Origin of the sequence: Bacillus sp. FSL H8-0492 (genome assembly GCF_038006145.1) — a bacterium.
GTDB classification, from domain to species: domain Bacteria; phylum Bacillota; class Bacilli; order Bacillales; family Bacillaceae_G; genus Bacillus_A; species Bacillus_A mycoides.
This window is the reverse complement of the sequence record NZ_JBBOUP010000001.1, coordinates 4,898,387-4,922,846: the sequence shown is the minus strand read 5'-3', so window position 1 is coordinate 4,922,846 and position 24,460 is coordinate 4,898,387. Positions and strand designations below refer to the sequence as shown.

Sequence of the window (24,460 nt, the reverse complement as noted above, 5' to 3'; positions counted from 1 at the left end):
CAGACCGTGAGAAATCACGGTCTGTTTTTTTTTGCTAAAATTGTTCGTCTGTCATAAGTGACATGAAGTATTTAAAGAAGAGATTATAATCAAAATCGATAGCAATTTGCTGCGAGGGCCGATTGGTGAATTGGCTTGATCCTACTAAAGAGCGGAAATCACCGATGCTTGCTCCTTGAGCGTAAGATTCGGTCATGACGGTAATTGGTGATTTGTAGTAGGTAAACATAGAATTATCAAGTAAAGCTAATATCGGTATCGTGTCATGAAAAGGGCAGCCTTTTAATTGTGGTAAAATTTTTTCGTAATATCCATAGTAGTAATGATCGAATAGAGGTTTGACGAGAGAAGCCTTTCCTTTCGCCTCAATATATTCAGCCATATCAGGTGTAACGATGGAATACTGAGTTACATTTAACGGGTATATGTACATGTTGGATGCAGATTGTAATACAATGTTAGCCGCGATTGGATCGCCATAAAAATTCGCTTCTGATACGGGAGTTACATTACCTGGGTGCAGAAAGGAACCACCCATTACATAATAAGATTTAATTTGCTGCATTAAGTTTTTACATAAAATAAATAAAGCAGCTAGGGAAGTGAGTCGCCCTAAACTTACAATGATTAGTTCGTCTTTATACTGCTCGATAAGAGGGATAACTTCAAAAAAATTCTCCATTTCTCCGTTTTGTAACTTTTCATTTGGGATGATTGGCCCTAACCCTTCTTTACCGTGAATATTAGTAAAAAAAGCGGGTGGACCTCCATTGAGAGGACGGTCTGAACCACCAAATATTTTCATATCTCTATTTCTTGATTTTTGTTTAAGAAAATGAGCATTTTGTACGGCCATTTCTTTTGGAACATTGCCGTAATCAGCGACAATCCCAACAATTTCAATTTCATCGATAAAGAATGCGAGGAGGAGGGCTATCGCATCGTCGATTCCAGGATCACAAAAAATGAGAATTTTTTTAGACATGCGTTCACCACCTATCTTTATATATATATGTGTGCTAGAGAGAAGGCAGAATAAAAATGGAGTGAAGGATTTTGTTTTATTAAAATAATAACCATCAAAATTCAGAAAATATAAACTTTATATATTAGGTCAAGGTTTTTGACGTAAATTACATTAGGAAACGCAGTCATATCAAGGGTGTAAGCGTATAATATAGTGGATTTTCGTTGTCGATTTGATAAATTGCAGGTTTTTACAATTTATACTATGATAAGGATATTAACAGAAGATCGTATAAACATGAGGGATGATGAACATGAAACTTACAAAGATTCTTGTCCAAATTGCTGCTCTTTATGTATTTTATATCGTTGGAAATTGGGTGCAAGAAATGTTGAATCTTCCGATTCCAGGAAGTTTGATTGGGATGTTCCTCCTACTTGTTTTGCTTAGCCTAAAAGTACTTCCAGTGAAATGGTTTGATTTAGGAGCAGAAACACTCGTTGCTATTATGCCGTTTTTATTAATTCCGCCAACGCTTGGCTTAATGAATTACGGTGCTTTTTTTATGAGTAAAGGAATTTCCCTTTTCATTACAGTTGTAGCGAGTACGTTTTTAATTATTATTGTCGCAGGACATACAGGACAATATCTTGCGAATAGAAAGGAAAAAGAGACACAATGAGCCAAATATTAATCGGAATCGGTTGGGTTCTTTTTACGGTGCTATTATATCAATTATCTAAAAAAATCTACAAATTATTTCCAACACCATTTACCATTCCAATGCTTGTTGCAACAGGATTAATGGCTTTCTTATTTATAATGCTTGATATACCATATCAAAATTATATGGAAAGTGGTGGTGGCTGGATTGCGAAGCTACTAGGACCAGGTGTTGTAGCATTTGCAATCCCGCTTTATAAACAACGTCATGTTCTGCAAAAATATGTTGTACCAATTGCTGGTGGTGTATTAGTAGGTACAACAGTTGCTATTGCAAGTGATTTTGTTATCGCCACACTTATGGGAACAGATAAAAGCTTAATTTTATCTTCTTTACCAAAATCAGTGACAATGCCAGTTGCGATGAGTGTATCTGAACAAGTTGGTGGTGTCCCGTCCTTAACAGCAGCATTCGTCGTTATCGCAGGGATTACTGGAACGATTTCAGGACCCATTTTATTAAAATGGAGCCGTGTTACAAACTCAGTTGGTAAAGGGATTGGCTTTGGATGTGCGTCTCATATTATGGGTGTTATGAGAGCGATGAAAAATAATGAGCATGAAGGTGTTATTGGATCGGTAACAATGACATTAACAGCAATTTTGACATGTTTGCTTGGACCGTTATTCGCAATGATGTTCATGTAATAGAAGAAAAGCGAGAGCGATTCTATAGCTCTCGCTTTTCTATAGGATTTATGCTACATTTAAAATAACTGAATCTTTGTAGGAGGTACGCCAAGTGCATACGTTATTATCAGTTTTACTTATTATTGTATCGATTTTAATGATTGTTATGGTACTTATGCAGTCTAGTAATAGCTCAGGCCTTTCAGGCGCTATTTCAGGTGGTGCAGAGCAATTGTTTGGTAAGCAAAAAGCACGTGGAATTGAAGCGGTATTAAACCGTGTTACAGTTGTCTTAGCTGTACTATTCTTCGTACTAACAATTGGTGTTACGTACTTAAATTTATAAAATTAAAAGAAGAAGCGTTAGCGGATTATGCTAATGGTTCTTCTTTTTTTGATTTGTTATTCAAAAAAAGTTTCTAATTAGATTATAGAATTATAAATATGGTACACTAAGAATAGAAAGAATACGACTAGATTACAGAAGAGAAAGAGGAGAAGTACATGATGAAATTAGCATCTCCGAAACCATTTACATTTGAAGGTGGAGACCGCGCTGTTTTATTATTACATGGATTCACAGGGAACTCAGCTGACGTACGCATGCTAGGGCGTTTCTTAGAGAAGAAAGGCTATACTTGTCATGCGCCAATTTATAAAGGACACGGTGTACCACCAGAAGAGCTTGTTCATACAGGCCCTGAAGACTGGTGGAAAGATGTAATGAATGCCTACCAGCATTTAAAAGATCAAGGTTACGAGAAAATAGCTGCGGTTGGATTATCATTAGGCGGAGTATTCTCATTAAAACTTGCTTATACATTACCGATTTTAGGTGTTGTACCAATGTGTGCACCGATGTACATTAAAAGTGAAGAAATTATGTACCAAGGTATATTGGCATATGCCCGCGAATATAAAAAGCGTGAGCAAAAATCACCAGAACGAATTGAGCAGGAAATGTTTGAATTTAAACAGACACCAATGAATACATTAAAAGCATTACAGGAGTTGATTCGTGACGTACGCAATAATGTTGATATGATTTATGCTCCAACATTCGTTGTACAAGCACGTCATGATGAGATGATTAATACAGATAGTGCTAACATTATTTATAACGGTGTGGAATCTACGTTAAAAGACATTAAATGGTATGAAGACTCTACGCATGTCATTACACTTGATAAAGAACGTGATGTGCTACATGAGGATGTATATAACTTCTTGGAGCAACTAGATTGGTAAGGTCTAGTTGCCTCTTTTTTTCATAAGGGAATTTTTATCCCGCTATTTGTGGGCTAATAATCAGTGGGAACGGACAAAAAACCACTGGTTAAAGTTACACTTTATGAAAGCTGTAAAAAATCATTGGGAGATGATTAAAGTTACACTTTATCCCGCATTAACGGGCGGTAAGCCCCCCACCTTAAAATTCAGCGAAAGCAAAGAAGTTAGGTGGGGGAACCAACTGCCCGTAAAAGCCCGATTGGTTCAACTAATAATCAGTGGGGATGAACAAAACCCCCACTGATGAAAGTTTCACTTTATACATCCCCCATCTTTCGGATACACTAAATAATATAAGGGTTTAAAGGAGGTATTTCTGCTTGGAAGAAATCATGCAAGAACATATTGATAAGTTGTTATTATTTATGAGGGAAGAAGCGTATAAACCGTTAACGATACAAGAATTAGAATCGGCATTTGGAATCGAAGGCTCTGAGGGCTTTAAAGATTTCGTAAAGGCACTTGTAATGATGGAAGAGAAGGGGCTTGTTATCCGCACACGTAGTAACCGCTACGGTCTTCCAGAAAAAATGAATTTAGTACGCGGTAAATTAATTGGGCACGCACGTGGTTTTGCGTTCGTCGTTCCAGAAGAGAAGAAAACAGGAGATGATGATCTTTTCATCCCGCCGACAGAATTAAATGGTGCACTTCATGGTGATACAGTATTAGCACGTGTTAGCGCACAATCAAGTGGATCACGCCAAGAAGGCGCGATTGTTCGTATTTTAGAGCGTGGAACGAAGGAACTAGTTGGTACATATACAGAGTCAAAGAACTTTGGATTTGTTATACCTGATAATAAACGCTGGACAAGTGACATTTTTATCTTGAAAAGTGCATCTATGGGCGCTGTAGAAGGCCATAAAGTAGTTGTGAAAATTACGAGCTACCCAGAGAACCGTTTAAGCGCAGAAGGTGAAGTTATTCAAATTCTAGGTCATAAAAATGACCCAGGAGTAGATATTTTATCTGTCATTCATAAACATCATTTACCTTTAGCATTCCCTGAAGAAGTGATGGAGCATGCAAACAGTGTACCAGAAACGATTTCAGAAGAAGATATAAAAGATCGTCGTGATTTACGTGATCAAATGATTGTTACAATTGATGGTGCGGATGCGAAAGACTTAGATGACGCTGTTACAGTAACGAAGCTTGAGAACGGTAACTATAAGCTTGGTGTTCATATTGCGGATGTAAGTCATTACGTTCAAGAAGGTTCTCCAATTGATGTTGAAGCAGCAGAGAGAGCAACGAGTGTATATCTTGTAGACCGTGTAATTCCGATGATTCCGCATCGTTTATCAAACGGTATTTGTTCATTAAATCCGAAAGTAGACCGTCTGACACTATCTTGTGAAATGGAAATCAACAATCTAGGTGATGTTGTAAAACACGAGATTTTCCAAAGTGTAATTAAAACGACAGAGCGTATGACGTATGCTGACGTAAGAAGCATTTTAGAAGATGAAGACGAAGCACTAATTGAGCGTTACGAGCCGCTAGTGCCAATGTTTAAAGAAATGGGGCAGTTAGCACAAATTTTACGTGAAAAACGTATGCGCCGTGGTGCGATTGACTTTGACTTTAAAGAAGCGAAAGTACTAGTAGATGAAGAAGGAAAACCGACTGATGTTGTAATGCGTGATCGTTCTGTATCAGAGAAGTTAATTGAAGAGTTTATGCTTGTTGCGAACGAAACAGTAGCGGAGCATTTCCACTGGATGAACGTACCGTTTATGTACCGTGTCCATGAAGATCCGAAAGAAGATAAGCTTGAGCGTTTCTTCGAGTTTGTAACAAACTTCGGATATGCAGTAAAGGGACGTGCGAATGAAATACACCCTCGTGCATTGCAGCAAATTCTTGAAATGGTTCAAGGTCAGCCGGAAGAAATAGTCATTTCAACAGTTATGCTTCGTTCTATGAAGCAAGCACGTTACGATTCGAACAGCTTAGGACATTTTGGTTTATCAACTGAGTTCTACACGCATTTCACATCGCCAATTCGTCGTTACCCAGATACGATTGTTCATAGATTGATTCGTGAATACATCATTAATGGTAAAGTAGACAACGAAACGCAAGCGAAATGGCGTGAAAACTTACCTGAGATTGCAGAGCACTCTTCTAATATGGAACGCCGTGCTGTTGAAGCAGAGCGTGAAACAGACGAAATGAAAAAAGCAGAGTATATGGTCGATAAGATCGGTGAAGAGTATGACGGTATGATTAGCTCTGTAACAAACTTCGGTTTATTCGTAGAGCTTCCAAATACAATTGAAGGTCTTGTACACGTTAGCTATTTAACAGATGATTACTACCGTTATGATGAAAAACATTTTGCTATGATTGGAGAACGTACAGGTAACGTATTCCGCATCGGTGACGAAATTACAATTCGTGTTATTAACGTAAATAAAGACGAGCGCGCAATCGACTTTGAAATCGTTGGCATGAAAGGCACACCTCGTCGTAAGTTCAAAGATCGTCCAGTTGTGATTGAACAGCCAAGAACAGGCAGAAAGAAACGCGGTGGACGTAGCGAACGTAGTAATGAGCGCGGTGGTGAACGCGGTACAGGAAGAAAGTTTGATCGTGGTGGACAAGGAAAAGCATCTGCATCCACATCCGCTAGTCAGCCAGGGAAAAAAGATGGTAATAGTAATAGTAATGGTAATGGTAAGAAGAAAAAAGGATTCTTTGAAAATGTACCAGGATTCAAGAAGAAAAAGAAAAAGCGCAAGTAAGAAAAGAGTGGCTTCGCCTTACATTCTCAGCGAGCCACTTTCGCTTTTTGTTGAATCTAGCTACAGTGGCTAGAATGTTTGGCGGCTTCGCTTCTTCCCAGGAGGCAAAGAGCGCCTCAAGGTCAGAGGCTCCATCCACCTCACATTCTGAGCGAGCCACTTTCGCTTTTTGTTGAATCTAGCTACAGTGGCTAGAATGTTTGGCGGCTTCGCTTCTTCCCAGGAGGCAAAGAGCGCCTCAAGGTCAGAGGCTCCATCCACCTCACATTCTGAGCGAGCCACTTTCGCTTTTTGTTGAATCTAGCTACAGTGGCTAGAATGTTTGGTGGCTTCGCTTCTTCCCAGGAGGCAAAGAGCGCCTCAAGGTCAGAGGCTCCATCCACCTCACATTCTGAGCGAGCCACTTTCGCTTTTTGTTGAATCTAGCTACAGTGGCTAGAATGTTTGGTGGCTTCGCTTCTTCCCAGGAGGCAAAGAGCGCCTCAAGGTCAGAGGCTCCATCCACCTCACATTCTGAGCGAGCCACTTTCGCTTTTTGTTGAATCTAGCTACAGTGGCTAGAATGTTTGGTGGCTTCGCTTCTTCCCAGGAGGCAAAGAGCGCCTCAAGGTCAGAGGCTCTATCCACCTCACATTCTGAGCGAGCCACTTTCGCTTTTTGTTTACATTTGTTACAATGGTAAAAATAGAGGAGGGACGTTATATGCCAAAGGGTACAGGTAAGGTTATTGCGCAAAATAAAAAAGCATTTCATGATTATTTCATCGAAGAAACATACGAAGTAGGGCTTGTCCTTCAAGGAACGGAAATTAAGTCGATTCGCGCTGGACGCGTGAACTTGAAAGATGCGTTTGCACGTATACATAACGGTGAAGTATGGGTTCATAATATGCATATTAATACATATGAACAAGGGAATCGTTTCAATCACGATCCGCTACGTACAAGGAAGTTACTTCTTCATAAAAAAGAAATTGATAAGCTAGCAGGTTACGCAAAAGAAACAGGATATGCATTAGTTCCAGTTAGAATCTATTTGAAAAATGGATTTGCGAAAATGGCACTTGGTTTAGCAAAAGGTAAGAAGCAATATGATAAGCGTCACGATTTAAAAGAGAAAGAAGCTAAACGTGAAATTGCACGCGTGTTCCGTGATCGTCAAAAGATGTAATACAGATATTTACATTTGTAAAACGGCGCGCGTATGATATAATAACTTATGTAAGATTGTTGCACATTGAAAAACAGCTCTTAGTAGCTATCACGATATTTCTTCGTATGCTCCATTTTTATCATGGGGACGTTACGGATTCGACAGGGATAGTTCGAGCTTAGGTCGCGAGTCGAGGGGATCGGCCTCGTTAAAACGTCAAAGCCTATAATTGGCAAACAAAACAATCTTTCTTTAGCTGCTTAATTGCACTAAAGGTTCCTCCCTCCATCGTCCATGTGGTAGGGTAAGGGACTCAAACTAAGTGGACTACGCCGGAGTTCGCCGTCTGAGGGCGAAGGAAGAGAACAATCAGACTAGCAACTTGGAAGCCTGTCGATAGGCCGAAGAGTTCGCGAAATACTAATATATCGACTACACTCGTAGAAGCTTAAGTGCCGATATTTTTGGACGTGGGTTCGACTCCCACCGTCTCCACCAATACATAACTGTTTGGTGGTTTTTTATTTTGTATGATATGAACCATAACTTTGCCAGAGTGGCGGGGGGATGGTTCTTTTTGTTTTGTGGTTTTATAAAATGCTTAAGTTGAGGACGGTACCCTTGAAACAGAAACTGAGGGAATCGTTATTGATAATAAGCAGCTAGATAATATAGTTGCTCTTAATGATTAAATAATATGTATTTAAATCTTCATATATTTTGTGTTTTTATCCATATCTATTGTAAGATTATATAGAGTTCTCCTAATAAGCTGTTATAATGGCTTTTTTTAGGGATTTAATATTTATAAATCCTAAATTATTTTTTTGGGATAACTTTTTATCCAACTAAGTTATATTGAAGTAGAGGTGAACCATCGGTGAAGCAGGTGTTAGTAATTAAGAATGAACGGTCTTTTGCAAAGAAAATCGTAAGCGGTCTAACGCAAGAGGGCTATTTCATTTTAAAACTTCACAATGAAAACCAAGGTTTAAATATAGTATATGAACAAGATTGGGATATTATCATATTGGATTGGGATTCATTAAGTATATCGGGGCCAGAAATTTGTAGACAAATACGACTTGTTAAAACAACACCGATAATTATTGTGACCGACAATATTTCTAGCAAGGATTGCATAGCGGGGCTACAAGCAGGGGCAGATGATTATATTAGAAAACCATTTGTGAAAGAAGAATTAGTAGCAAGGGTTCAAGCTATTTTAAGGAGAACTGACTGTATCCAGCAAAATGAGATAAATTTTTTTCAGTTTAAAGATCTCTTTGTTGATGCATCTAGCGATATTGTGAAAAAAGGTGGTAAAAATCTCTCGCTTACGAAGCGCGAGTACGATTTACTTGTATTTTTAATCAAGAATAAAAATACAATATTGAGCCGTGAAATGCTTTTGAATCAGGTTTGGGGATATAACGTAGTAGTAAATCCAAATGTAGTAGACTTATATATTGGGTATGTAAGAAAAAAGTTAAAGTGCGAGAAGAAAGACAGATATATTCAAACGATACATGGCAGAGGCTATTCAATGGTTGAATGATAAAAATAAGATAATAGGTAAAGTACAGTTTGTCATAATAGAAAAAACGAGTAAAACTATTTCATACAGTTTTACTCGTTTTTTCTATTAAACCTGATAATCAAATAGTTTCTGTGAAATATTAAAAGACGGAACCTATAAAAAGAAGATTGCTATCAGGCAATGGATTATGAAAAAATTAGCTATTAATGGGCATTTTTTTTGCAATAGAAATCATGGTTTATAAGGTACCCAATCTATTGATTAGTACGTGTGGGGGATGACTCTGGTGCGCATTAGATGAGACTGTATCTAATTTATGTTTAATTTTATTAACTCACACCATTCACAAGATTTTCACATAATTAATGACTATACTTATTAACAGGATATTCAAATGAAAATGATTATCAATAGCAATTTAGATGCAGAAAAGTTACTATCTAATTTAATCTATGGACGTTATCATTTTCGAACTAAATTACATTATAAGGAGTATACGTATGAAAAAAACTATGCTTTTAAAATTAGTAAGTATTCTAGCAATTTTCACTTTAATGTTAGTAGCTTGCTCAGATTCAAGTAAGGAAACTTCGAAAGCTAATAAAGGTGATAGTAGTGATAAGCCAAAAACGGTTGAAATCACTGATGCTCATGGAACTGTTAAAGTCCCTGTAAACCCAAAGAATGTAGTTGCTTTGGATAACAGAACTTTTGAAACTTTATCTGATTGGGGAATTAAATTAGCGGCTGCTCCAAAGGATGTAATGCCTGCAGATTCAGCATATGTAAAGGATGAAAAAGTTCAAAATATCGGAAATCACCGTGAACCAAATCTTGAAATTATTGCAGCTGCAAATCCTGAACTTGTAATCGTTGGTCAAAGATTTGCTGGTCATTACGAAGAAATCAAAAAATTAGTACCAAAGGCAGCTGTTATTGATCTTAATGTTGATGTTTCTGAGAAAGCTACTAAGCCTGGCGAAAACTTAGTAAAAGGACTTAAAGATTCTACAATTACTTTAGGAAAAATCTTCGATAAAGATAAAGAAGCTAAACAAGTAGTAGCTGATTTTGATAAATCTATTGAAAAAGCAAAATCTGCTTATAATGGAAAAGATAAAGTTATGAGTGTTATCGTTACTGGTGGAAATATTGGTTTTGCTGCTCCACATTCTGGTCGCGTTTGGGGACCGATGTATGAAATTTTCGGTTGGACTCCAGCACTAGAAGTTGCTAATTCTACTGCAGGTCATAAAGGTGATGATGTTTCTGTTGAAGCTATTGCACAAACAAATCCTGATTGGATTTTCGTATTAGATCGTGATGCTGCAACATCTGATGCAGCTACTTCAGCTCCAGCTAAGGATGTTATTTCTAAATCACCTGCTCTTCAAAACACAACTGCTGTTTCTAAAAACCAGGTTATTTATGCACCAGAAGATACTTACACAAATGAATCAATTCAAACTTATACAGAGTTATTTGGAAATATTGCAAAAACTTTAGCTAAGTAGTGTAAAGGAGTACGAAGCAGTGTCAAAAAATATAATTTCTAGGGTTGAGAATATTTCTCAACCCCAGTTTTATAATCACAATAAATTATGGACAAAACCTTTTATAATAGCGATTATAGTTGTTATAATTTTAGGGATTATATCACTGTTTACTGGAGTTTATGATATACGTGGACAAGAGGACGGAATGGAGATGTTTTTCATCACTCGTGTTCCGAGAACAGTTGCATTAATGCTTACTGGAGCTGCAATGGCGATGGCAGGGCTCGTAATGCAACTCATTACACAGAATCGCTTTGTTGAACCTACTACAACGGGGACTATTGAATGGTCAGGCTTAGGCCTGCTTTTTGTATATTTACTGTTTCCTGCCCCGACTTTACTTCAAAGAATGACTGGTGCAATCATTTTTTCTTTTATAGGAACTATGATTTTCTTTTTATTTTTAAGAAGAGTTAAACTTCGTTCGTCTTTAATTGTCCCGATTATTGGATTGATGCTTGGAGCAGTTATTTCTGCAGTGTCTACTTTTTTGGGACTCCTTTTTCAAAAGACGCAAAGTATTGAAACTTGGTTTGTAGGTTCATTTGCTAACGTTCAGGTGGGAAGATATGAATATTTATGGCTGATTGTTATCATTACTTTTCTTATTTTTATGTATGCTAATAGATTGACTTTAGCTGGACTAGGAGAAGATGTCGCAACAAGCCTTGGAGTTAATTACAATAGAATTGTTCTTTTTGGGACTGCTCTTATCTCTGTTGCAGTTGGAATTGTTGCAGCTGTTATTGGACACTTACCTTTCTTGGGATTAATTGTGCCAAATATCGTTTCAATGTTTAGAGGTGATGATCTTAGGAGTAATTTACCTTGGGTATGTGTGATTGGAATGGGGACAATAACTACCTGTGACATCATTTCTCGAACAATTATACAGCCTTTTGAAGTACCTGTTTCTTTAATACTTGCAACAGTGGGAGCAGTCGTGTTTATTACTATTTTATTGAGACAAAGAAAACCAAGGAGGCTACGATGATCACATTAGAATATAGAAAAAAAGAAAATGTCGAAATCGATTCTAGCCTTCATAATGAAAGTAGATCAGCTAGTGCTTTTCGGTCTAAGAAGGAAGCAAGACGTTATTGGATTTTACTCATAACATTGATTGCTTTAGGTCTCCTTTCTTCATATGGACTTTTAGTTTATAACAATCCAGTTCCGATAGATTCACCTTCTTTTATCCCAGTTGTTAAGAGAAGGATAGTAGCTATTGTTGCAATGATTATTGCTGCAGTTTGCCATAGCTTGTCGACAGTTGCTTTCCAATCTATTACGAATAATAAGATTATTACTCCTTCGCTTTTAGGTTTCGAATCACTTTATTCAGCAATTCAAACGAGTACAATATTCTTCTTTGGTGCTAGTGCATTAATAAATTTTAATGGAATTGGATCATTTTTATTCCAAGTTGTTGTTATGGTTTTCATGAGTTTGATACTTTATGGATGGTTACTTTCCGGTAAATACGGGAATTTACAACTTATGCTTTTAGTTGGAATTATTATTGGTACCGGGCTAAATTCTGTATCAACTTTTATGAGAAAACTACTTGCGCCTTCAGAATTTGATATTTTACAAGCAAGATTATTTGGTTCTGTTAATCATGCAGATCCTGCATATTTTCCTATTGTAATTCCTATGATCATAATTGTAGCAGTATTAATTTTTGCTCATTCTAAGAATTTGAATGTTTTGTCACTAGGAAAGGATGTTGCTACTTCTTTTGGAGTTAAATATCAACCTAGTGTAATTTATACGCTTGTATTAGTTGCAATTTTGATGTCCATCTCAACAGCTCTAATTGGACCACTTACGTTCTACGGCTTTTTAGTAGCAACTTTGAGTTATCAGGCGGCGTCAACTTATGATCATAGATACATTTTTCCGATGGCTTTTGCTATAGGATTTTTGATAATGACGAGCGCATACTTTTTAATGTATCATGTATTCCATGCTCAAGGTGTAGTTTCAGTTATTATTGAATTATTTGGTGGAATCATATTCTTAACTATAGTTTTAAGGAAGAGGGCTTTATGATAAAAATTGATAATGTTAAAAAGTTCTATACGGATAAGGTAAAAATAGGACCTTTGGATATTGAAATACCAAAAGCGGGCTTTACTTCTTTAATTGGACCAAATGGCGCTGGAAAATCCACGACACTTTTGATGATTGGAAGACTCTTAGATATGGATGAAGGTCAAATTCAGGTAGCAAATATGGATGTTTCTGAATCCAAATCAAAAGACTTAGCAAAAGTTTTGACTATATTGCGACAAGAAAATCATTTTGTAACTAGGCTTACTGTTAGACAATTAGTTGGATTTGGGCGCTTTCCTTATTCAAAGGGAAGATTAACTAAAGAGGATGAAGCTATCATTTCTAAATATATCGATTTTCTAGATTTAACTAATTTAGAGAATAGATATTTAGATGAGCTTTCTGGTGGTCAAAGACAAAGGGCATATGTAGCGATGGTATTGTGTCAAGAGACTGAATATGTACTTTTGGACGAGCCTCTAAATAACCTTGATGTTGCTCGTTCTGTTCAAATGATGGAGCATTTGAGACGTGCAGCTAATGAATTTGGAAGAACAATTTTGACTGTTATGCATGACATAAATTTTGCAGCCAAATATTCGGATAAAATTTGTGCTATGAAGGATGGACAAATTGCTGCTTTTGGAACAGTAGAAGAGGTTATGGACCCGGAAATTTTGACAGATATTTTTGAAACAAAAATAGAAATTATCAATGGTCCTTATGGGCCAATTGCTGTTTATTAGTTACAAAGTGTAAAAAATGAGTATGTCAAAAAATACTGTAGCTTGCGTAAATCATGCCAGCTACTCTAGTTGAAGTTGCTGTCTGTATTTTATAGGCAGCAGCTTTTTTTAATGCGGTTGCCCATGATAACTCTTAATATTTCTGGCTGCTCGTAACAGTCCTGCATGTATTTTATTACTTCTGGTCTTGCGATGCTTCCAACAATAAACTTGTAAATTACTCATGAAATGCAAAGGAATGCTTCGTGTTTTCAAGTATTTACCAAATGAAAAATTTATCTCTGTATAACTTTTTATAAGAATTCAGCTTGTTTTTTTTGTATGTAATATTGCATATAAGAGTGTATTGATAAAAGTGTAAGGGGTCACTATAATGAGGGCATAAAGATAAATCACATTTTCGTAGCAATAAAAAAGGAGGAAATAATATGGAAATCGCAATGGCAGTTTTGAAATTTGTAGGTGGCGTAATCCCGTTAATTCAAGAACTTTTGAAAGCATTTATGTAGGTTTATTAGTTAGCTATCATTTATCAATCATTATCATATCTTACTAAAAAAAGAACGGGGTTATTTTTCTGAATATTAAGAAAAACACTAAAAGAAGAAAGTTCCTTGCGTGTTTATTAGTTAGTCTATGCACTATTAATTATTCATCTATTTCCTTCGCAGAAACACAAGTAGGTAATGCAACTGATGTAACCAAAAATGCTAGTGGCATTGATACTGGTATAGCAAATCTTAAATATAATAATCAAGAGGTTTTAGCTGTAAATGGTGATAAGGTAGAGAGTTTTGTTCCGAAAGAAAGTATCAATTCAAATGGTAAATTTGTAGTAGTGGAACGCGAGAAAAAATCACTTACAACTTCACCAGTCGATATTTCGATTATTGATTCTGTGGTGAATCGTACGTATCCAGGAGCGGTACAACTTGCAAATAAAGCTTTTGCAGACAATCAACCGAGTTTATTAGTGGCTAAGAGAAAGCCTTTGAATATTAGTATAGACTTACCTGGCATGAGAAAAGAAAATACAATTACTGTCCAAAATCCGACATATGGTAATGTGGCTGGAGCAGTAGATGATTTAGTATCTACTTGGAATGAAAAGTATTCTAAAACACATACGTTACCTGCAAGAATGCAGTATACAGAATCTATGGTTTATAGTAAATCACAAATCGCAAGTGCCCTTAACGTTAACGCTAAATATCTTGATAACAGTCTAAACATTGATTTTAATGCGGTTGCAAATGGAGAGAAAAAAGTGATGGTAGCGGCATATAAGCAAATATTTTATACCGTAAGTGCTGAACTACCTAACAATCCATCCGATCTTTTTGATAATAGTGTTACTTTTGGTGAGTTAACTCGTAAAGGTGTAAGTAATTCGGCTCCACCTGTTATGGTCTCAAATGTAGCTTATGGTAGAACTGTTTATGTAAAATTAGAAACAACATCTAAGAGCAAAGATGTACAAGCTGCTTTTAAAGCCTTACTTAAGAATAACAGCGTCGAAACGAATGGACAGTACAAAGATATTTTTGAAGAAAGTACCTTTACTGCTGTAGTATTAGGCGGAGATGCGAAAGAGCATAACAAGGTTGTTACTAAAGATTTCAATGAAATCCGAAATATCATTAAAGATAATGCTGAATTAAGTCTTAAAAATCCAGCATACCCAATTTCATATACAAGTACTTTTTTAAAAGATAATGCAACTGCTGCTGTTCATAACAATACAGATTATATCGAGACGACAACTACAGAATATTCAAGTGCTAAAATGACACTGGATCATTACGGTGCTTACGTTGCGCAATTTGATGTATCTTGGGATGAATTCACATTTGATCAAAATGGTAAAGAAGTACTAACACATAAAACATGGGATGGTAGCGGCAAAGACAAAACGGCTCATTACTCTACAGTTATCCCTCTTCCACCAAATTCAAAAAATATAAAAATCGTAGCAAGAGAATGTACTGGTCTTGCATGGGAATGGTGGAGAACAATTATTAATGAACAAAATGTTCCATTAACAAATGAAATAAAAGTTTCAATTGGAGGAACAACATTATACCCAACTGCTAGTATTAGTCATTAGGTATAAAAAGGCGCCCTGTAAGCAGGGCGCTTTTTTACTTAGTCACAAATTTTACTCTTTCCAAAACTGTTCCAATAGAATGACAAGCATGGTACCCACAAGTAATCCATTACTTAAAACATATTGTAAGGAAGAAGGAATTCCGCTAAATGCACTTTCTGGAAGAAACATTATTCCCAAACTGATTAATAATGAAATGCCTAATATTGTTAATCGGCGTTGATTTAATTCTTCACGTAAAATGGATTGAAATGAAATGCCTATTACTTGGACAAATGTTGCTAAAAGTGCGGCATTAGCAATAGGACCTGGTAGTAAGGATATAAAGTTTACAATTGAAGGAATAAAAGAAATTCCTGCTAATATAAGACTTGCTATAAGGAACGACTTCACTTTTCTTTGTCCTGTTAGTTGAATAAATCCTGCTGATGCAGGTAATGGTACAATTCCAATTGTAGAAAACAACGACGAGATAATATGCGATATACCTCCGGCCCACACGCCGCGGTTCAGTATTTGCTTTTCATTTTCTTTAGATAACGGAGCCACTTGTTTTACAGCCGAAATAGCAGCGATTTTATTTGCAACTAAAAGAAATGTAAATAAAGTTGCAGTTAGAGCCATTCCAATATCGAACCTAGGCATGCCCCAAGCGAATATCTCTGGTAACTTAACTAACGGTGTGTGTGAAGGCAGATGAGATGATTTTCCTAATACAGCATACAAAAGCCAACCACATGAAATTCCAAGTAACACAGCGTAACTTTTCATCCATCCTTTCCCTTTAATTGATAAGAAAGTAATAAGCGCAAAAACAAAGAGCGCAATAGTAGCCGTTGTATAATCAGGATGAGTTACAGCTCCTTGTAATCCCATCATTCCTTTTAGTAACACACCACTAAGCTGAAGAGATAATATTAAAAGAAAAGTTCCTGTAACTAAAGGGGTAAATAAACGCAAGGTTCGATGTACAAGCCCTGTTATACCAAGCGTGAAGAGTAATATACCTGCAATAATTAATCCGCCTTCTAGAAGTTGTAATACATCCTTTGCACTTTGTCCCTGATGCATAGCGACTTGTCCCAATATGACAAATATACTTACCCATGAACCGGCTGGCCCATCCGCTATGGGATATCGATGCCCAAACCATGCTTGTATAAATGAACTTACTCCTACAACTAAAAAAGTTCGTTGCATTAATGTTGAGATATCTTCTATTGATAAATGGAAGATGCCACCAATAATGATAGGCAATGCAATTGCATTTGCTAATAAAAACACAAACCACTGTAGAATACTAAAGCTCGTATCGACGTATTTTTTATTCATATTATTCTCCCTTGTATAAAAAGAATCTTATAGTAAAAATCCATCCTTTCTATACAGCTAGATTAAAAAGGATGGATTTTATAAATCTATAAAATCACTTTAATTATATAGATAGATTTTTAATTAATTACCATGTACGGAACGGTAAGAATTTCCCGTTAAGTGTAATTACGATACGAGGGTCGCCACCTTTTGGATCTTCTTGTGTGTCCACACCTAGATTGAAGTTAATTGCACTCATTACACCTTCGCCAGCTTTTTCTAGGATTAATTCTCTAAGAGTCGGTGCGTATTGTAACATCATTTCATATAATCGATATAAGATTGGGTCAGTAGGAGGCATTTGCATTACTTGACCTCTAAGTGGAACTACTGTTAATGCTTGAACTACTTCTTCATCTAATTCTAATAGTTTACCGATTTTTTCTGCTTCTGGACGTGTCATTGTAGCTTGTCCTAATAACGCTGTTACAACCCAAGTCTCAGAGTTTTCACTTACTTTTGAAATTTCTTCCCATGTTAAACCTTTTGCAATTTTTGCTTCCATAATTTTTTGTGTAGCTTCTTGTCTATTCATATCTAATAACTTCCCTTCATTTAAGTAATAATTAATTTTTCATACCATTTAATGCTTTATATCCATCAACTATTAAGTCTAATTTACCTGTGTGAGGATCAATAACTAAACCATGTACAGGAACATCTTTTGGAATAAGTGGATGATTTCTTACTAAATCAACATTAGCCTGAGTTGAACCGTTGACATCATCGAATCCAAATAACCATTTTTCAAGGTCAACACCAGCATATTCAATCGCTGATAAAATTTCTGGTGAAGCTACTCCACGATCTAATATTTTTTGAAGTGTTCCTTTTGGATTAGTTTGGCTCGCACCACATCTTTGGTGTCCGATAAGGAAGATTTCATCTGCATTTAGATCATATACTGATGCGACAACACTTTGCATAACACTATCGAAAGCAGAAGCAATTTTACCACCTGCATTTCTGATAACTTTTGCATCACCATCGTGTATATCTAAAGCTTTTGGAAGTAGCTCAATTAAACGAGCGTCCATGCAAGAAACAACAACCATACGTTTTTTAGGCAGTTTTGTCGCTTCACGAGGAGCGTATTCTTTATTTTCTACAAATTGTTCATTGAACGATAAAATCTCTTGTAATAACATATTTGTAACCTCCTTTAAATCTAGATGTATTTTTTTGTTGCGTCCTCTGTGTTATAAGTAAATATAACTGATAAACAATGTGATGTAAGAGGATAAACTAAGTATAGTGAATTGTATCGACAAGCAGAATAAGTTGGCGAAACACTTTCTGGCTTTCTACTTTCACGATGAAAGGATTGGTTTATATCATTGATCAAACAGATTTCGAGATACTGAAATTATTAGGAGAAAACTCAAGAATACAATGGAAAGAACTTGGTCAAAAAATACATATGACGGGGCAGGCTGTAGGAAATCGAATTCGAAGATTAGAGGATTTAGGGATTATTGAACAATATACAATCGCAATAAACCGAATCAAATTAGGACAAGTAGTGACTGCATTTGTTACTTTATTCGTAACAACAGCTAATCATCAAGAGTTTATGAATTTCTTTCAAAAAGAAGAAGGGATTTCTGAAGTAGACCGTATAAGTGGTGAGGGATGTTATTTATTAAAAACACATTTTGCTTCTAATGAAGAATTGGATAACTTTCTGGGGCGACTATTAAAGTATGGGAATTATCGTGTTAACTTATCAATAGGAAAGTTAAAATAAGATTTTTTTTTTTGAGGTTATAGTAACATTATTTGCTAAACCTTATTTGTATAGAGATAATAAAATTTTCATCTTAAATAGTCGGAGCCTTACTACAATTTATGTGTAGTAAGGCTTTTTAAAGCTGTTAAAAAAATGAGAGATATTATATTCAACAATCGTGCTGAATTGTTGAGGGGGATATAAGACAATTTTTTTCAAGGGAATCATAAATGATTTTTCTTTAAAAAAATCCTGCAGCTCAGTACAGGATTTGTAATCAAACGTTTTTAAAAGCTAAATTGTGGTTTTATATCACCTTTATAAGGCTCATGTTCAACGAATATAGTTATGTCTTTACCCGCTTGGTCTTTACCAGTTCTTTTATACGTAAATTTCTTATTATTCAGTTCAGTAAGTTCAAGAGCTGCACCATATTTATTATTTCCAATTGAAACATGAGCTCTTATTTTATTTTCATGTACAACATCGAAGTAGCCATAATCACCGCGGCTTTGACCTGTTTCGCTATTGAAGAACTCGTATTTATTAGACTTGTCATCAAATTTTGCTAGACTTATAAAATTCGAATTAAACTGCGTTACATCATTACCGGCTTCATCTAATACCTTTGTTCCATGCCAAAGGGTTCCGCCTAAAATTTTATCTCCATCCACGTTTTTAACGATATCACCTGTAGTAGAGTTTAGCTGCTTATCCGGATCCGTGAAAGAAAGCTCTTTTTCTTTATATGGAACATGTTCAACGAAAACTTCTACATCTTTACCGTTAGCATCTTTCCCCATTCTTTTATAGGTAAATACATTTTTATTTAGCTTTGTCATGTCAACAACAGCTTGATACTTCATTGATTCTGAAATTAATATTCTTTTCTTCCCATCATTTGTGACAAAGAAAGTTCCTTTATCGCCACGGCTTGCACCAGTCTTAGCATCAAAAAATTCATATCTTCCTGACTTCGCATCATATTTTGCAAGACCAATGAAGTTTGCATTTTCTTTCGTTAAGTCATTTTTATCTTTGTCATACACTCTTGTACCTTGCCAATTTGTCTCGCTAAGAATATTAGCCATTTTTTTCCCTTTAGTTAACTTATTTTCCTTTTTAGTATCTTTCGCAGCTTGTTCTTGTTTTTGTTTACTATGATTTTCTTCAGCTTTCGTGCCAGCGCAACCTGTTAATGCTAATGTGAATCCTAGCAGTATGGATGATAGTACTTTTGTTTTTTTATTCATTTTTATCGTCTCCTTATTGTATGATTTTAGTTAGTACGGTTTGCGATTATAGTAGCAGTTCGTCCTTTTAAATTTTTGTTATATGAAAAGATTCAGGTGGGAGCAACGAACTTAGTTACTACGTTTATCATGTTAATCCCCGAGTATAAACTCCCTCTAAATAAATCATTAAAAAAAGATAAACTAATTCCTAAAAAATTTTCATATTTATAAAAAACAATCGCTGGCTTACTGGATGGCCCTTTCGAACGCTTATCAATTTTTTTCTGATACCTACGAGTAATCGAAAAATACATAGTAAAGGAAGAAGGAAAGCTGTTAACAGTAATGTAATTCTTAATAGAGTTAATCGAGTGTATTGTAAAAGTTTTTAAGATGAATTGTAGGGGAAATGATGATCTTATAGAAGGTGATTCCTATAGGAAGGGGATGTCCATGTTTGATTCAACAGATTTTAAAATTATAAAGTTACTACAAGAAAACGCTAGAATGAACTGGAAGGAAATTGGAGAGATAGTACATTTGACTGGCCAGGCTGTTGGGAAACGAATTAATAAATTAGAAGAGGCGGGTGTCATTCAAAAATATACGATAGATATCGACAGGGCTAAGTTAGAAGGGTCTATTATGACGTTTGTTACACTATTTCTGCATGCACCACATTATCATAATCAAATTCAAACTTTTTTTGAAAAAACGGACTTAATTACTGAAATGTATCGTATAAGTGGCGATGGGTGTTATATCATGATTCTTCACACATCTTCGCACCAGCAATTAGAAGAGACTCTTGCAGATGTTTTACATTATGGTGATTATCGTATAAATACTGTCATTAAGACAATCGAAAAAAAGAAAGAATAAGAGATTTATTCTTTCTTTTTTTATATGGAACTGTAATTCTTTATTTGCTCTTGTTTATAAAACAGTTTGCCGACATGATTTTCGCATAAATATCACCAAACTCTAACGAACTCATGAACGATTGATGAGCGTGTACTGCGGGGATCAGATTTCCTTGAAATTCTAAATCTCTTGTTGTACAAGCATCTTCAATTACAACACATTGAAATCCTAAATCACTGGCAGCACGTACTGTTGCATCAATACATACATGAGTCATCATACCGCAAATGACTAGTTGATCTATTTTTTCTTTCTTTAATGTTTCAAATAAATTGGTTCTTAAAAAACTGTTAGGGTGATGTTTTTGTATGACTCTTTCGTTAGCAATTGGCTGTACATCATCATGAATTTGAGCACCTACTGTTTCAGGTAAGAAGAAAGTAGCTCCTTCATTGTTCGCAATATGTTGTACGTGAATAACTGTTTTATGTTTTTCACGAAATACTTTCAAGACTTCTTTCGCTTTTTGTGCGGCTTTTTCAGGTTGATGTAATTCCATATTGCCGCCTTCAAAGTAATCATTTTGTATGTCGACTAATAGTAACGCTTCGTTCATCATTAATCCCCCCACAATTATTTATCCCGCATTAACGGGCAGTAAGACCACCACTTCAAAATTCAGCGAAAGCAAAGAAGTTAGATGGGGGATCAACTGCCCGTAAAAGCCCGATTGGTTCAACTAATAATCAGTGGGTGATGAAGAAAACCACTACTGATTAAAGTTTCACTTTATACAGCAAGTTATTTGTACTGTACCGTTATTATATAAATTGCAACTATGTGGAAGTAATAACGTCATGAAAAGGTTTTGACGTATATGGTTTCATTGTGAAAAAGCTAAAGGATGCAAAGAAAAGATGGGGACAATTTGTTTGTGGTTTTTTGATTTAGAAACAGAAAGTGGATGGGGAAGTAGATATTAACTTAATGATGCATCTAAGCAAACGTACTATTAGATGAATCATTAAGTAACAAAGGAGCTGGGTATTTTCATGCGTTGTTATCTGTGTTTAGTGATAGCTTTTGTTGCTCTTTTAATTTTTCAGGAGTCACGTCATTTCCTAAAGGATCTAATATTTTTAATCCTGTAACAGTGGTGTTGATTTGACCGCGAATAATTTGAAGATACTCCTCGCGTAATTCTGTGCGCTCATTTAATTCTGTTTTTGTTAAACTTTCTTCTTTTTGTTTTTTAGCTAATTCATTAATTCGATTTAAAACTTCAAGCATTGTTTTCTCCGCCTTTCTTTTTTGTATTATTCGATTAGATTGTAGTTTTGCATTATGATTATGGTTGCTACCATCATAGTTTCGTTAATAGTGTTTATCGTACTTTTATTCCTAAAGTACGATAAACACTGTGATTAAAACTCGCCATTCCAAGACGTTACTTCATCTACAGTTAATCGAACTGATGGGAATCCTGGCTCTTTTGCTTTGCCTAATGCAATCATTAAGACGTCAGTTAAGTTTTCTGGAACGTTAAATGCTTTGCGGAATTCTTCAACGTTATAGCCAAGCATTGGGACTGTATCGTATCCTCTCGCTTTTGCAGCAAGCATAAATATCCGAATGGTGAAGTAATCGTGAAAGAGGACGATCATATATGATTTAACAGTTCTGTAAGTATAATTTTGCTATAATGAATAAGTACTTACACGAAGGGGAGCTAAAAGAGAAAATGAAGTCATTTAATATCGATCATTATATAGCTAGCGTTTTACAGTGGATATTAAATATAGCATTAATCATATTATCCATTGTTTTATCGATTTTTTTAATTAACGAAACAATTACTTTTATTCAATACATATTTTCTGCGAAGAAGTATACATCTTATAAATTAGTTGAGAGTATCATCGTCTATTTCCTATACTTCGAGTTCATCGCATTAATTATTAAGTATTTTAAGTCGAATTATCATTTTCCGTTACGTTATTTTATTTATATCGGAATTACGGCGTTAATTCGTTTAATTATTGTGTCTCATGAGGAACCAATGGAGACGTTATTATATGCGGGATCCATTCTTGTTTTAGTTATTGCTTTATACATATCGAATATGAGAGATTTGAGAAAAGAGTAGTGCAGACATAAGTTTGCACTACTTTTTGTACCTTGACCTTCAAGTTACTTGAAGGTTTACAATGTAATTAGGGCGTTTGAAATCGAAAAAAATTGAGAAATTAAGTGAAGAGGTTATTTTACTTGGAGGTCATAGAAATGAGTCAGGAATTGAAATTACGTCCTTTAGAACGGGAAGACTTAAAGTTTGTACACGAACTTAATAATAACGCGCATATTATGTCGTATTGGTTTGAAGAGCCTTATGAAGCATTTGTGGAGCTGCAGGATTTATACGATAAACATATACATGATCAAAGTGAGCGCCGATTTATCGTTGAGAAAGATAATGAGATGGTGGGATTAGTCGAATTAGTAGAAATCGATTATATTCACCGTAGAACTGAATTCCAAATTATTATTGATCCGAGTTACCAAGGTTACGGTTATGCAGCTGATGCAACGCGTTTAGCGATGGATTACGCTTTTTCCGTATTAAATATGCATAAAATATATTTAGTTGTCGATAAAGAGAATGAAAAAGCTGTACACGTTTATAAAAAGGTCGGATTTATAGTAGAAGGTGAGTTGCAAGATGAGTTTTTCGTTGATGGCAACTACCATAATGCGATAAGAATGTGTATGTTCCAAAAAGAATATTTTAGAGTGAAGAGGCTATAGACAATGATTGTCTATAGTTTTTTTATTATTCAAGTCAACAATTATTTATCGTAAAACGATAAATAATTGTTGACTTGAAATTCGTCGGGACTTATTATGAGGTTAGCAAAAGTAATTGTGAAATTAAAGGAGAATATATTATGAAAAATAAATTTTTATTAGCTATCGTACTAATATCGTTAGGAGTTACCTGTTTATTAATGCACGGTACAACTAGTAAAGTGGCGGATAATGGGCTTCTTGTAGAACCTTTCTTTTTCCTAGTACCAGTAAGCTACCTATTGTTCTTTAGTGGTATTGGTGTGTTGCTAGTTGGATTTATCACTTCAAAGTTGAAAAAACAGCAATAGATAAATGCTGTTAGTTTAGGAGTGGATTTTTGTGAAACAAAACGAATTGTCATTATGGTTAAAGTTAATTATCATTCTTTGCGGATGTTTTGGTTTATTGTTCTGCATATATATTGGGCCAGAAACGGGAAGAGCGGTATTGTTAGTTTCAGAAAATTTGAAGGGACTATATAAGCCTTTAGTACTGTTCATTTGGATCACAGGAATTCCATTTTTTAGCGCTTTATTTTTGCACTGGAAGACAAGTAGGAGCAGCGATTACAGTGGCCGGGGCACAGATGACAATTCAGGCAGTGCATCAGGCCATTCAAATGCAACAACAAGCACAAGTAGCACAAATGATGCAGAGCCAGTATATGTCGTATTCACAGCTTCCTGTGCAAAGTATACATTATGATGTATATCCAGCTGGTTTATCCCGCTATTTGCCGGGCAGTAAAACTCCCACCTCAAAATTCGGCAGGAGCAAAGAAGTTAGGTGGGAGATCAACTGCCCGTAAACGCCCGATTGGTGAAGGCTAATAATCAGTGGGTAAGAACAAAACCCCCACTGATTAAAGTTTCACTTTATTTTCCATTCC

25 protein-coding genes, 1 other RNA gene and 1 pseudogene are annotated in these 24,460 nt (G+C 35.6%); 19 read left to right on the top strand and 8 right to left on the bottom strand.

What is annotated here, in order from left to right; translation table 11 throughout:
- Positions 1-34 precede the first annotated feature (34 nt).
- Entirely contained in the window at positions 35-985 is a 951-nt protein-coding gene (locus tag MHH66_RS25520) for a nucleoside hydrolase (RefSeq protein ID WP_078184814.1), read from the bottom strand.
- A gap of 286 nt (positions 986-1,271) precedes the next feature.
- Here MHH66_RS25520 and MHH66_RS25515 point away from each other — a divergent pair, with 286 nt between their 5' ends.
- From MHH66_RS25515 to alo, 13 genes are all read left to right on the top strand, one after another.
- Positions 1,272-1,649 (top strand): CidA/LrgA family holin-like protein, encoded by a 378-nt coding sequence (locus tag MHH66_RS25515; protein ID WP_170935229.1) that lies wholly within the window; start codon positions 1,272-1,274, stop codon positions 1,647-1,649.
- Entirely contained in the window at positions 1,646-2,338 is a 693-nt protein-coding gene (locus tag MHH66_RS25510) for an LrgB family protein (protein WP_063218052.1), read from the top strand. Before MHH66_RS25515 ends, MHH66_RS25510 begins: the two co-directional genes overlap by 4 nt.
- A gap of 94 nt (positions 2,339-2,432) precedes the next feature.
- Complete coding sequence (secG, locus tag MHH66_RS25505) at positions 2,433-2,666, top strand: preprotein translocase subunit SecG (RefSeq protein ID WP_002016062.1); 234 nt, start codon at positions 2,433-2,435, stop codon at positions 2,664-2,666.
- A 161-nt stretch (positions 2,667-2,827) separates the two neighbouring features.
- Positions 2,828-3,568: an alpha/beta hydrolase gene (locus tag MHH66_RS25500; protein ID WP_162836430.1), complete on the top strand. Its 741-nt coding sequence runs from the start codon at positions 2,828-2,830 to the stop codon at positions 3,566-3,568.
- A 374-nt stretch (positions 3,569-3,942) separates the two neighbouring features.
- Positions 3,943-6,363, top strand: a complete 2,421-nt coding sequence (rnr, locus tag MHH66_RS25495) for a ribonuclease R (RefSeq protein WP_407060704.1) — start codon at positions 3,943-3,945, stop codon at positions 6,361-6,363.
- A gap of 702 nt (positions 6,364-7,065) precedes the next feature.
- Entirely contained in the window at positions 7,066-7,533 is a 468-nt protein-coding gene (gene smpB, locus MHH66_RS25490) for an SsrA-binding protein (protein ID WP_002034685.1), read from the top strand.
- Positions 7,534-7,658: 125 nt separating this feature from the next.
- Positions 7,659-8,013, top strand: a transfer-messenger RNA (tmRNA) gene (ssrA, locus tag MHH66_RS25485).
- Between the two features lie 382 nt (positions 8,014-8,395).
- Positions 8,396-9,073: a response regulator transcription factor gene (locus MHH66_RS25480; protein ID WP_078184808.1), complete on the top strand. Its 678-nt coding sequence runs from the start codon at positions 8,396-8,398 to the stop codon at positions 9,071-9,073.
- A 482-nt stretch (positions 9,074-9,555) separates the two neighbouring features.
- Complete coding sequence (locus MHH66_RS25475; protein ID WP_063218055.1) at positions 9,556-10,569, top strand: siderophore ABC transporter substrate-binding protein; 1,014 nt, start codon at positions 9,556-9,558, stop codon at positions 10,567-10,569.
- A 19-nt stretch (positions 10,570-10,588) separates the two neighbouring features.
- Positions 10,589-11,605 carry an ABC transporter permease gene (locus MHH66_RS25470; RefSeq protein ID WP_063218056.1) on the top strand — a complete coding sequence of 339 codons (1,017 nt, stop codon included), beginning with the start codon at positions 10,589-10,591 and terminating at the stop codon, positions 11,603-11,605.
- Positions 11,602-12,666, top strand: a complete 1,065-nt coding sequence (locus MHH66_RS25465; RefSeq protein WP_000631242.1) for an iron chelate uptake ABC transporter family permease subunit — start codon at positions 11,602-11,604, stop codon at positions 12,664-12,666. The genes MHH66_RS25470 and MHH66_RS25465 overlap by 4 nt, the downstream gene beginning before the upstream one ends.
- Positions 12,663-13,415, top strand: a complete 753-nt coding sequence (locus tag MHH66_RS25460) for an iron ABC transporter ATP-binding protein (RefSeq protein WP_002139178.1) — start codon at positions 12,663-12,665, stop codon at positions 13,413-13,415. The genes MHH66_RS25465 and MHH66_RS25460 overlap by 4 nt, the downstream gene beginning before the upstream one ends.
- 577 nt (positions 13,416-13,992) lie before the next feature.
- Entirely contained in the window at positions 13,993-15,522 is a 1,530-nt protein-coding gene (alo, locus tag MHH66_RS25455; protein WP_078184807.1) for an anthrolysin O/cereolysin O family cholesterol-dependent cytolysin Alo, read from the top strand.
- Positions 15,523-15,573: 51 nt separating this feature from the next.
- Here alo and MHH66_RS25450 read toward each other — a convergent pair whose 3' ends face one another.
- The 3 genes from MHH66_RS25450 to MHH66_RS25440 form a co-directional block, all read right to left on the bottom strand.
- Positions 15,574-16,854, bottom strand: a complete 1,281-nt coding sequence (locus MHH66_RS25450) for a purine/pyrimidine permease (protein WP_078184806.1) — start codon at positions 16,852-16,854, stop codon at positions 15,574-15,576.
- 127 nt (positions 16,855-16,981) lie between these two features.
- Complete coding sequence (cynS, locus tag MHH66_RS25445) at positions 16,982-17,431, bottom strand: cyanase (RefSeq protein WP_001081567.1); 450 nt, start codon at positions 17,429-17,431, stop codon at positions 16,982-16,984.
- 31 nt (positions 17,432-17,462) lie between these two features.
- On the bottom strand, positions 17,463-18,044 hold the full coding sequence (locus MHH66_RS25440) for a beta-class carbonic anhydrase (RefSeq protein ID WP_002129867.1): 582 nt from the start codon (positions 18,042-18,044) through the stop codon (positions 17,463-17,465).
- 167 nt (positions 18,045-18,211) lie between these two features.
- Between MHH66_RS25440 and MHH66_RS25435 the strand changes: the two genes are divergently transcribed.
- Positions 18,212-18,643 carry an Lrp/AsnC family transcriptional regulator gene (locus MHH66_RS25435; protein ID WP_002016035.1) on the top strand — a complete coding sequence of 144 codons (432 nt, stop codon included), beginning with the start codon at positions 18,212-18,214 and terminating at the stop codon, positions 18,641-18,643.
- Between the two features lie 269 nt (positions 18,644-18,912).
- Here the strand turns inward: MHH66_RS25435 and MHH66_RS25430 are convergent, their stop codons facing one another.
- Positions 18,913-19,878: a DUF4822 domain-containing protein gene (locus MHH66_RS25430; protein WP_050001471.1), complete on the bottom strand. Its 966-nt coding sequence runs from the start codon at positions 19,876-19,878 to the stop codon at positions 18,913-18,915.
- A 429-nt stretch (positions 19,879-20,307) separates the two neighbouring features.
- Between MHH66_RS25430 and MHH66_RS25425 the strand changes: the two genes are divergently transcribed.
- Positions 20,308-20,742 (top strand): Lrp/AsnC family transcriptional regulator, encoded by a 435-nt coding sequence (locus MHH66_RS25425; protein WP_002099310.1) that lies wholly within the window; start codon positions 20,308-20,310, stop codon positions 20,740-20,742.
- Between the two features lie 40 nt (positions 20,743-20,782).
- On the opposite strand, the gene MHH66_RS25420 is transcribed toward MHH66_RS25425, so the two are convergent.
- From MHH66_RS25420 to MHH66_RS25410, 3 genes and pseudogenes are all read right to left on the bottom strand, one after another.
- Positions 20,783-21,340: a cysteine hydrolase family protein gene (locus MHH66_RS25420; RefSeq protein ID WP_033713130.1), complete on the bottom strand. Its 558-nt coding sequence runs from the start codon at positions 21,338-21,340 to the stop codon at positions 20,783-20,785.
- Positions 21,341-21,774: 434 nt separating this feature from the next.
- Positions 21,775-22,014 carry a DUF896 domain-containing protein gene (locus MHH66_RS25415; RefSeq protein WP_033729536.1) on the bottom strand — a complete coding sequence of 80 codons (240 nt, stop codon included), beginning with the start codon at positions 22,012-22,014 and terminating at the stop codon, positions 21,775-21,777.
- A 134-nt stretch (positions 22,015-22,148) separates the two neighbouring features.
- Positions 22,149-22,349: pseudogene (locus tag MHH66_RS25410) on the bottom strand (nitroreductase family protein); the annotation flags it as partial.
- A 116-nt stretch (positions 22,350-22,465) separates the two neighbouring features.
- Between MHH66_RS25410 and psiE the strand changes: the two are divergent.
- From psiE to MHH66_RS25390, 4 genes are all read left to right on the top strand, one after another.
- Entirely contained in the window at positions 22,466-22,870 is a 405-nt protein-coding gene (gene psiE / locus MHH66_RS25405; protein ID WP_002129862.1) for a phosphate-starvation-inducible protein PsiE, read from the top strand.
- Between the two features lie 137 nt (positions 22,871-23,007).
- Positions 23,008-23,529 (top strand): spermidine N1-acetyltransferase, encoded by a 522-nt coding sequence (gene speG, locus MHH66_RS25400; RefSeq protein WP_002112781.1) that lies wholly within the window; start codon positions 23,008-23,010, stop codon positions 23,527-23,529.
- 140 nt (positions 23,530-23,669) lie between these two features.
- A complete protein-coding gene (locus MHH66_RS25395; RefSeq protein WP_002129860.1) occupies positions 23,670-23,879 on the top strand; it encodes a DUF3955 domain-containing protein in 210 nt (69 codons plus the stop codon).
- 257 nt (positions 23,880-24,136) lie between these two features.
- A complete protein-coding gene (locus MHH66_RS25390; RefSeq protein WP_100248584.1) occupies positions 24,137-24,379 on the top strand; it encodes a DUF3947 family protein in 243 nt (80 codons plus the stop codon).
- Positions 24,380-24,460 lie beyond the last annotated feature (81 nt).

Bases quoted from the DNA above. Each gene is read 5' to 3' on its own strand.
- cynS (WP_001081567.1), bottom strand. From the start codon at position 17,431: ATGAATAGACAAGAAGCTACACAAAAAATTATGGAAGCAAAAATTGCA.
- MHH66_RS25465 (WP_000631242.1), top strand. From the start codon at position 11,602: ATGATCACATTAGAATATAGAAAAAAAGAAAATGTCGAAATCGATTCT.
- MHH66_RS25420 (WP_033713130.1), bottom strand. From the start codon at position 21,340: ATGAACGAAGCGTTACTATTAGTCGACATACAAAATGATTACTTTGAA.
- psiE (WP_002129862.1), top strand. From the start codon at position 22,466: ATGAAGTCATTTAATATCGATCATTATATAGCTAGCGTTTTACAGTGG.
- MHH66_RS25520 (WP_078184814.1), bottom strand. From the start codon at position 985: ATGTCTAAAAAAATTCTCATTTTTTGTGATCCTGGAATCGACGATGCG.
- MHH66_RS25430 (WP_050001471.1), bottom strand. From the start codon at position 19,878: ATGAATAAAAAAACAAAAGTACTATCATCCATACTGCTAGGATTCACA.
- MHH66_RS25435 (WP_002016035.1), top strand. From the start codon at position 18,212: ATGAAAGGATTGGTTTATATCATTGATCAAACAGATTTCGAGATACTG.
- MHH66_RS25395 (WP_002129860.1), top strand. From the start codon at position 23,670: ATGAAAAATAAATTTTTATTAGCTATCGTACTAATATCGTTAGGAGTT.
- MHH66_RS25415 (WP_033729536.1), bottom strand. From the start codon at position 22,014: ATGCTTGAAGTTTTAAATCGAATTAATGAATTAGCTAAAAAACAAAAA.
- MHH66_RS25515 (WP_170935229.1), top strand. From the start codon at position 1,272: ATGATGAACATGAAACTTACAAAGATTCTTGTCCAAATTGCTGCTCTT.
- MHH66_RS25425 (WP_002099310.1), top strand. From the start codon at position 20,308: ATGTCCATGTTTGATTCAACAGATTTTAAAATTATAAAGTTACTACAA.
- MHH66_RS25475 (WP_063218055.1), top strand. From the start codon at position 9,556: ATGAAAAAAACTATGCTTTTAAAATTAGTAAGTATTCTAGCAATTTTC.
- speG (WP_002112781.1), top strand. From the start codon at position 23,008: ATGAGTCAGGAATTGAAATTACGTCCTTTAGAACGGGAAGACTTAAAG.
- smpB (WP_002034685.1), top strand. From the start codon at position 7,066: ATGCCAAAGGGTACAGGTAAGGTTATTGCGCAAAATAAAAAAGCATTT.
- MHH66_RS25510 (WP_063218052.1), top strand. From the start codon at position 1,646: ATGAGCCAAATATTAATCGGAATCGGTTGGGTTCTTTTTACGGTGCTA.
- rnr (WP_407060704.1), top strand. From the start codon at position 3,943: ATGCAAGAACATATTGATAAGTTGTTATTATTTATGAGGGAAGAAGCG.
- MHH66_RS25460 (WP_002139178.1), top strand. From the start codon at position 12,663: ATGATAAAAATTGATAATGTTAAAAAGTTCTATACGGATAAGGTAAAA.
- MHH66_RS25440 (WP_002129867.1), bottom strand. From the start codon at position 18,044: ATGTTATTACAAGAGATTTTATCGTTCAATGAACAATTTGTAGAAAAT.
- MHH66_RS25450 (WP_078184806.1), bottom strand. From the start codon at position 16,854: ATGAATAAAAAATACGTCGATACGAGCTTTAGTATTCTACAGTGGTTT.
- MHH66_RS25500 (WP_162836430.1), top strand. From the start codon at position 2,828: ATGAAATTAGCATCTCCGAAACCATTTACATTTGAAGGTGGAGACCGC.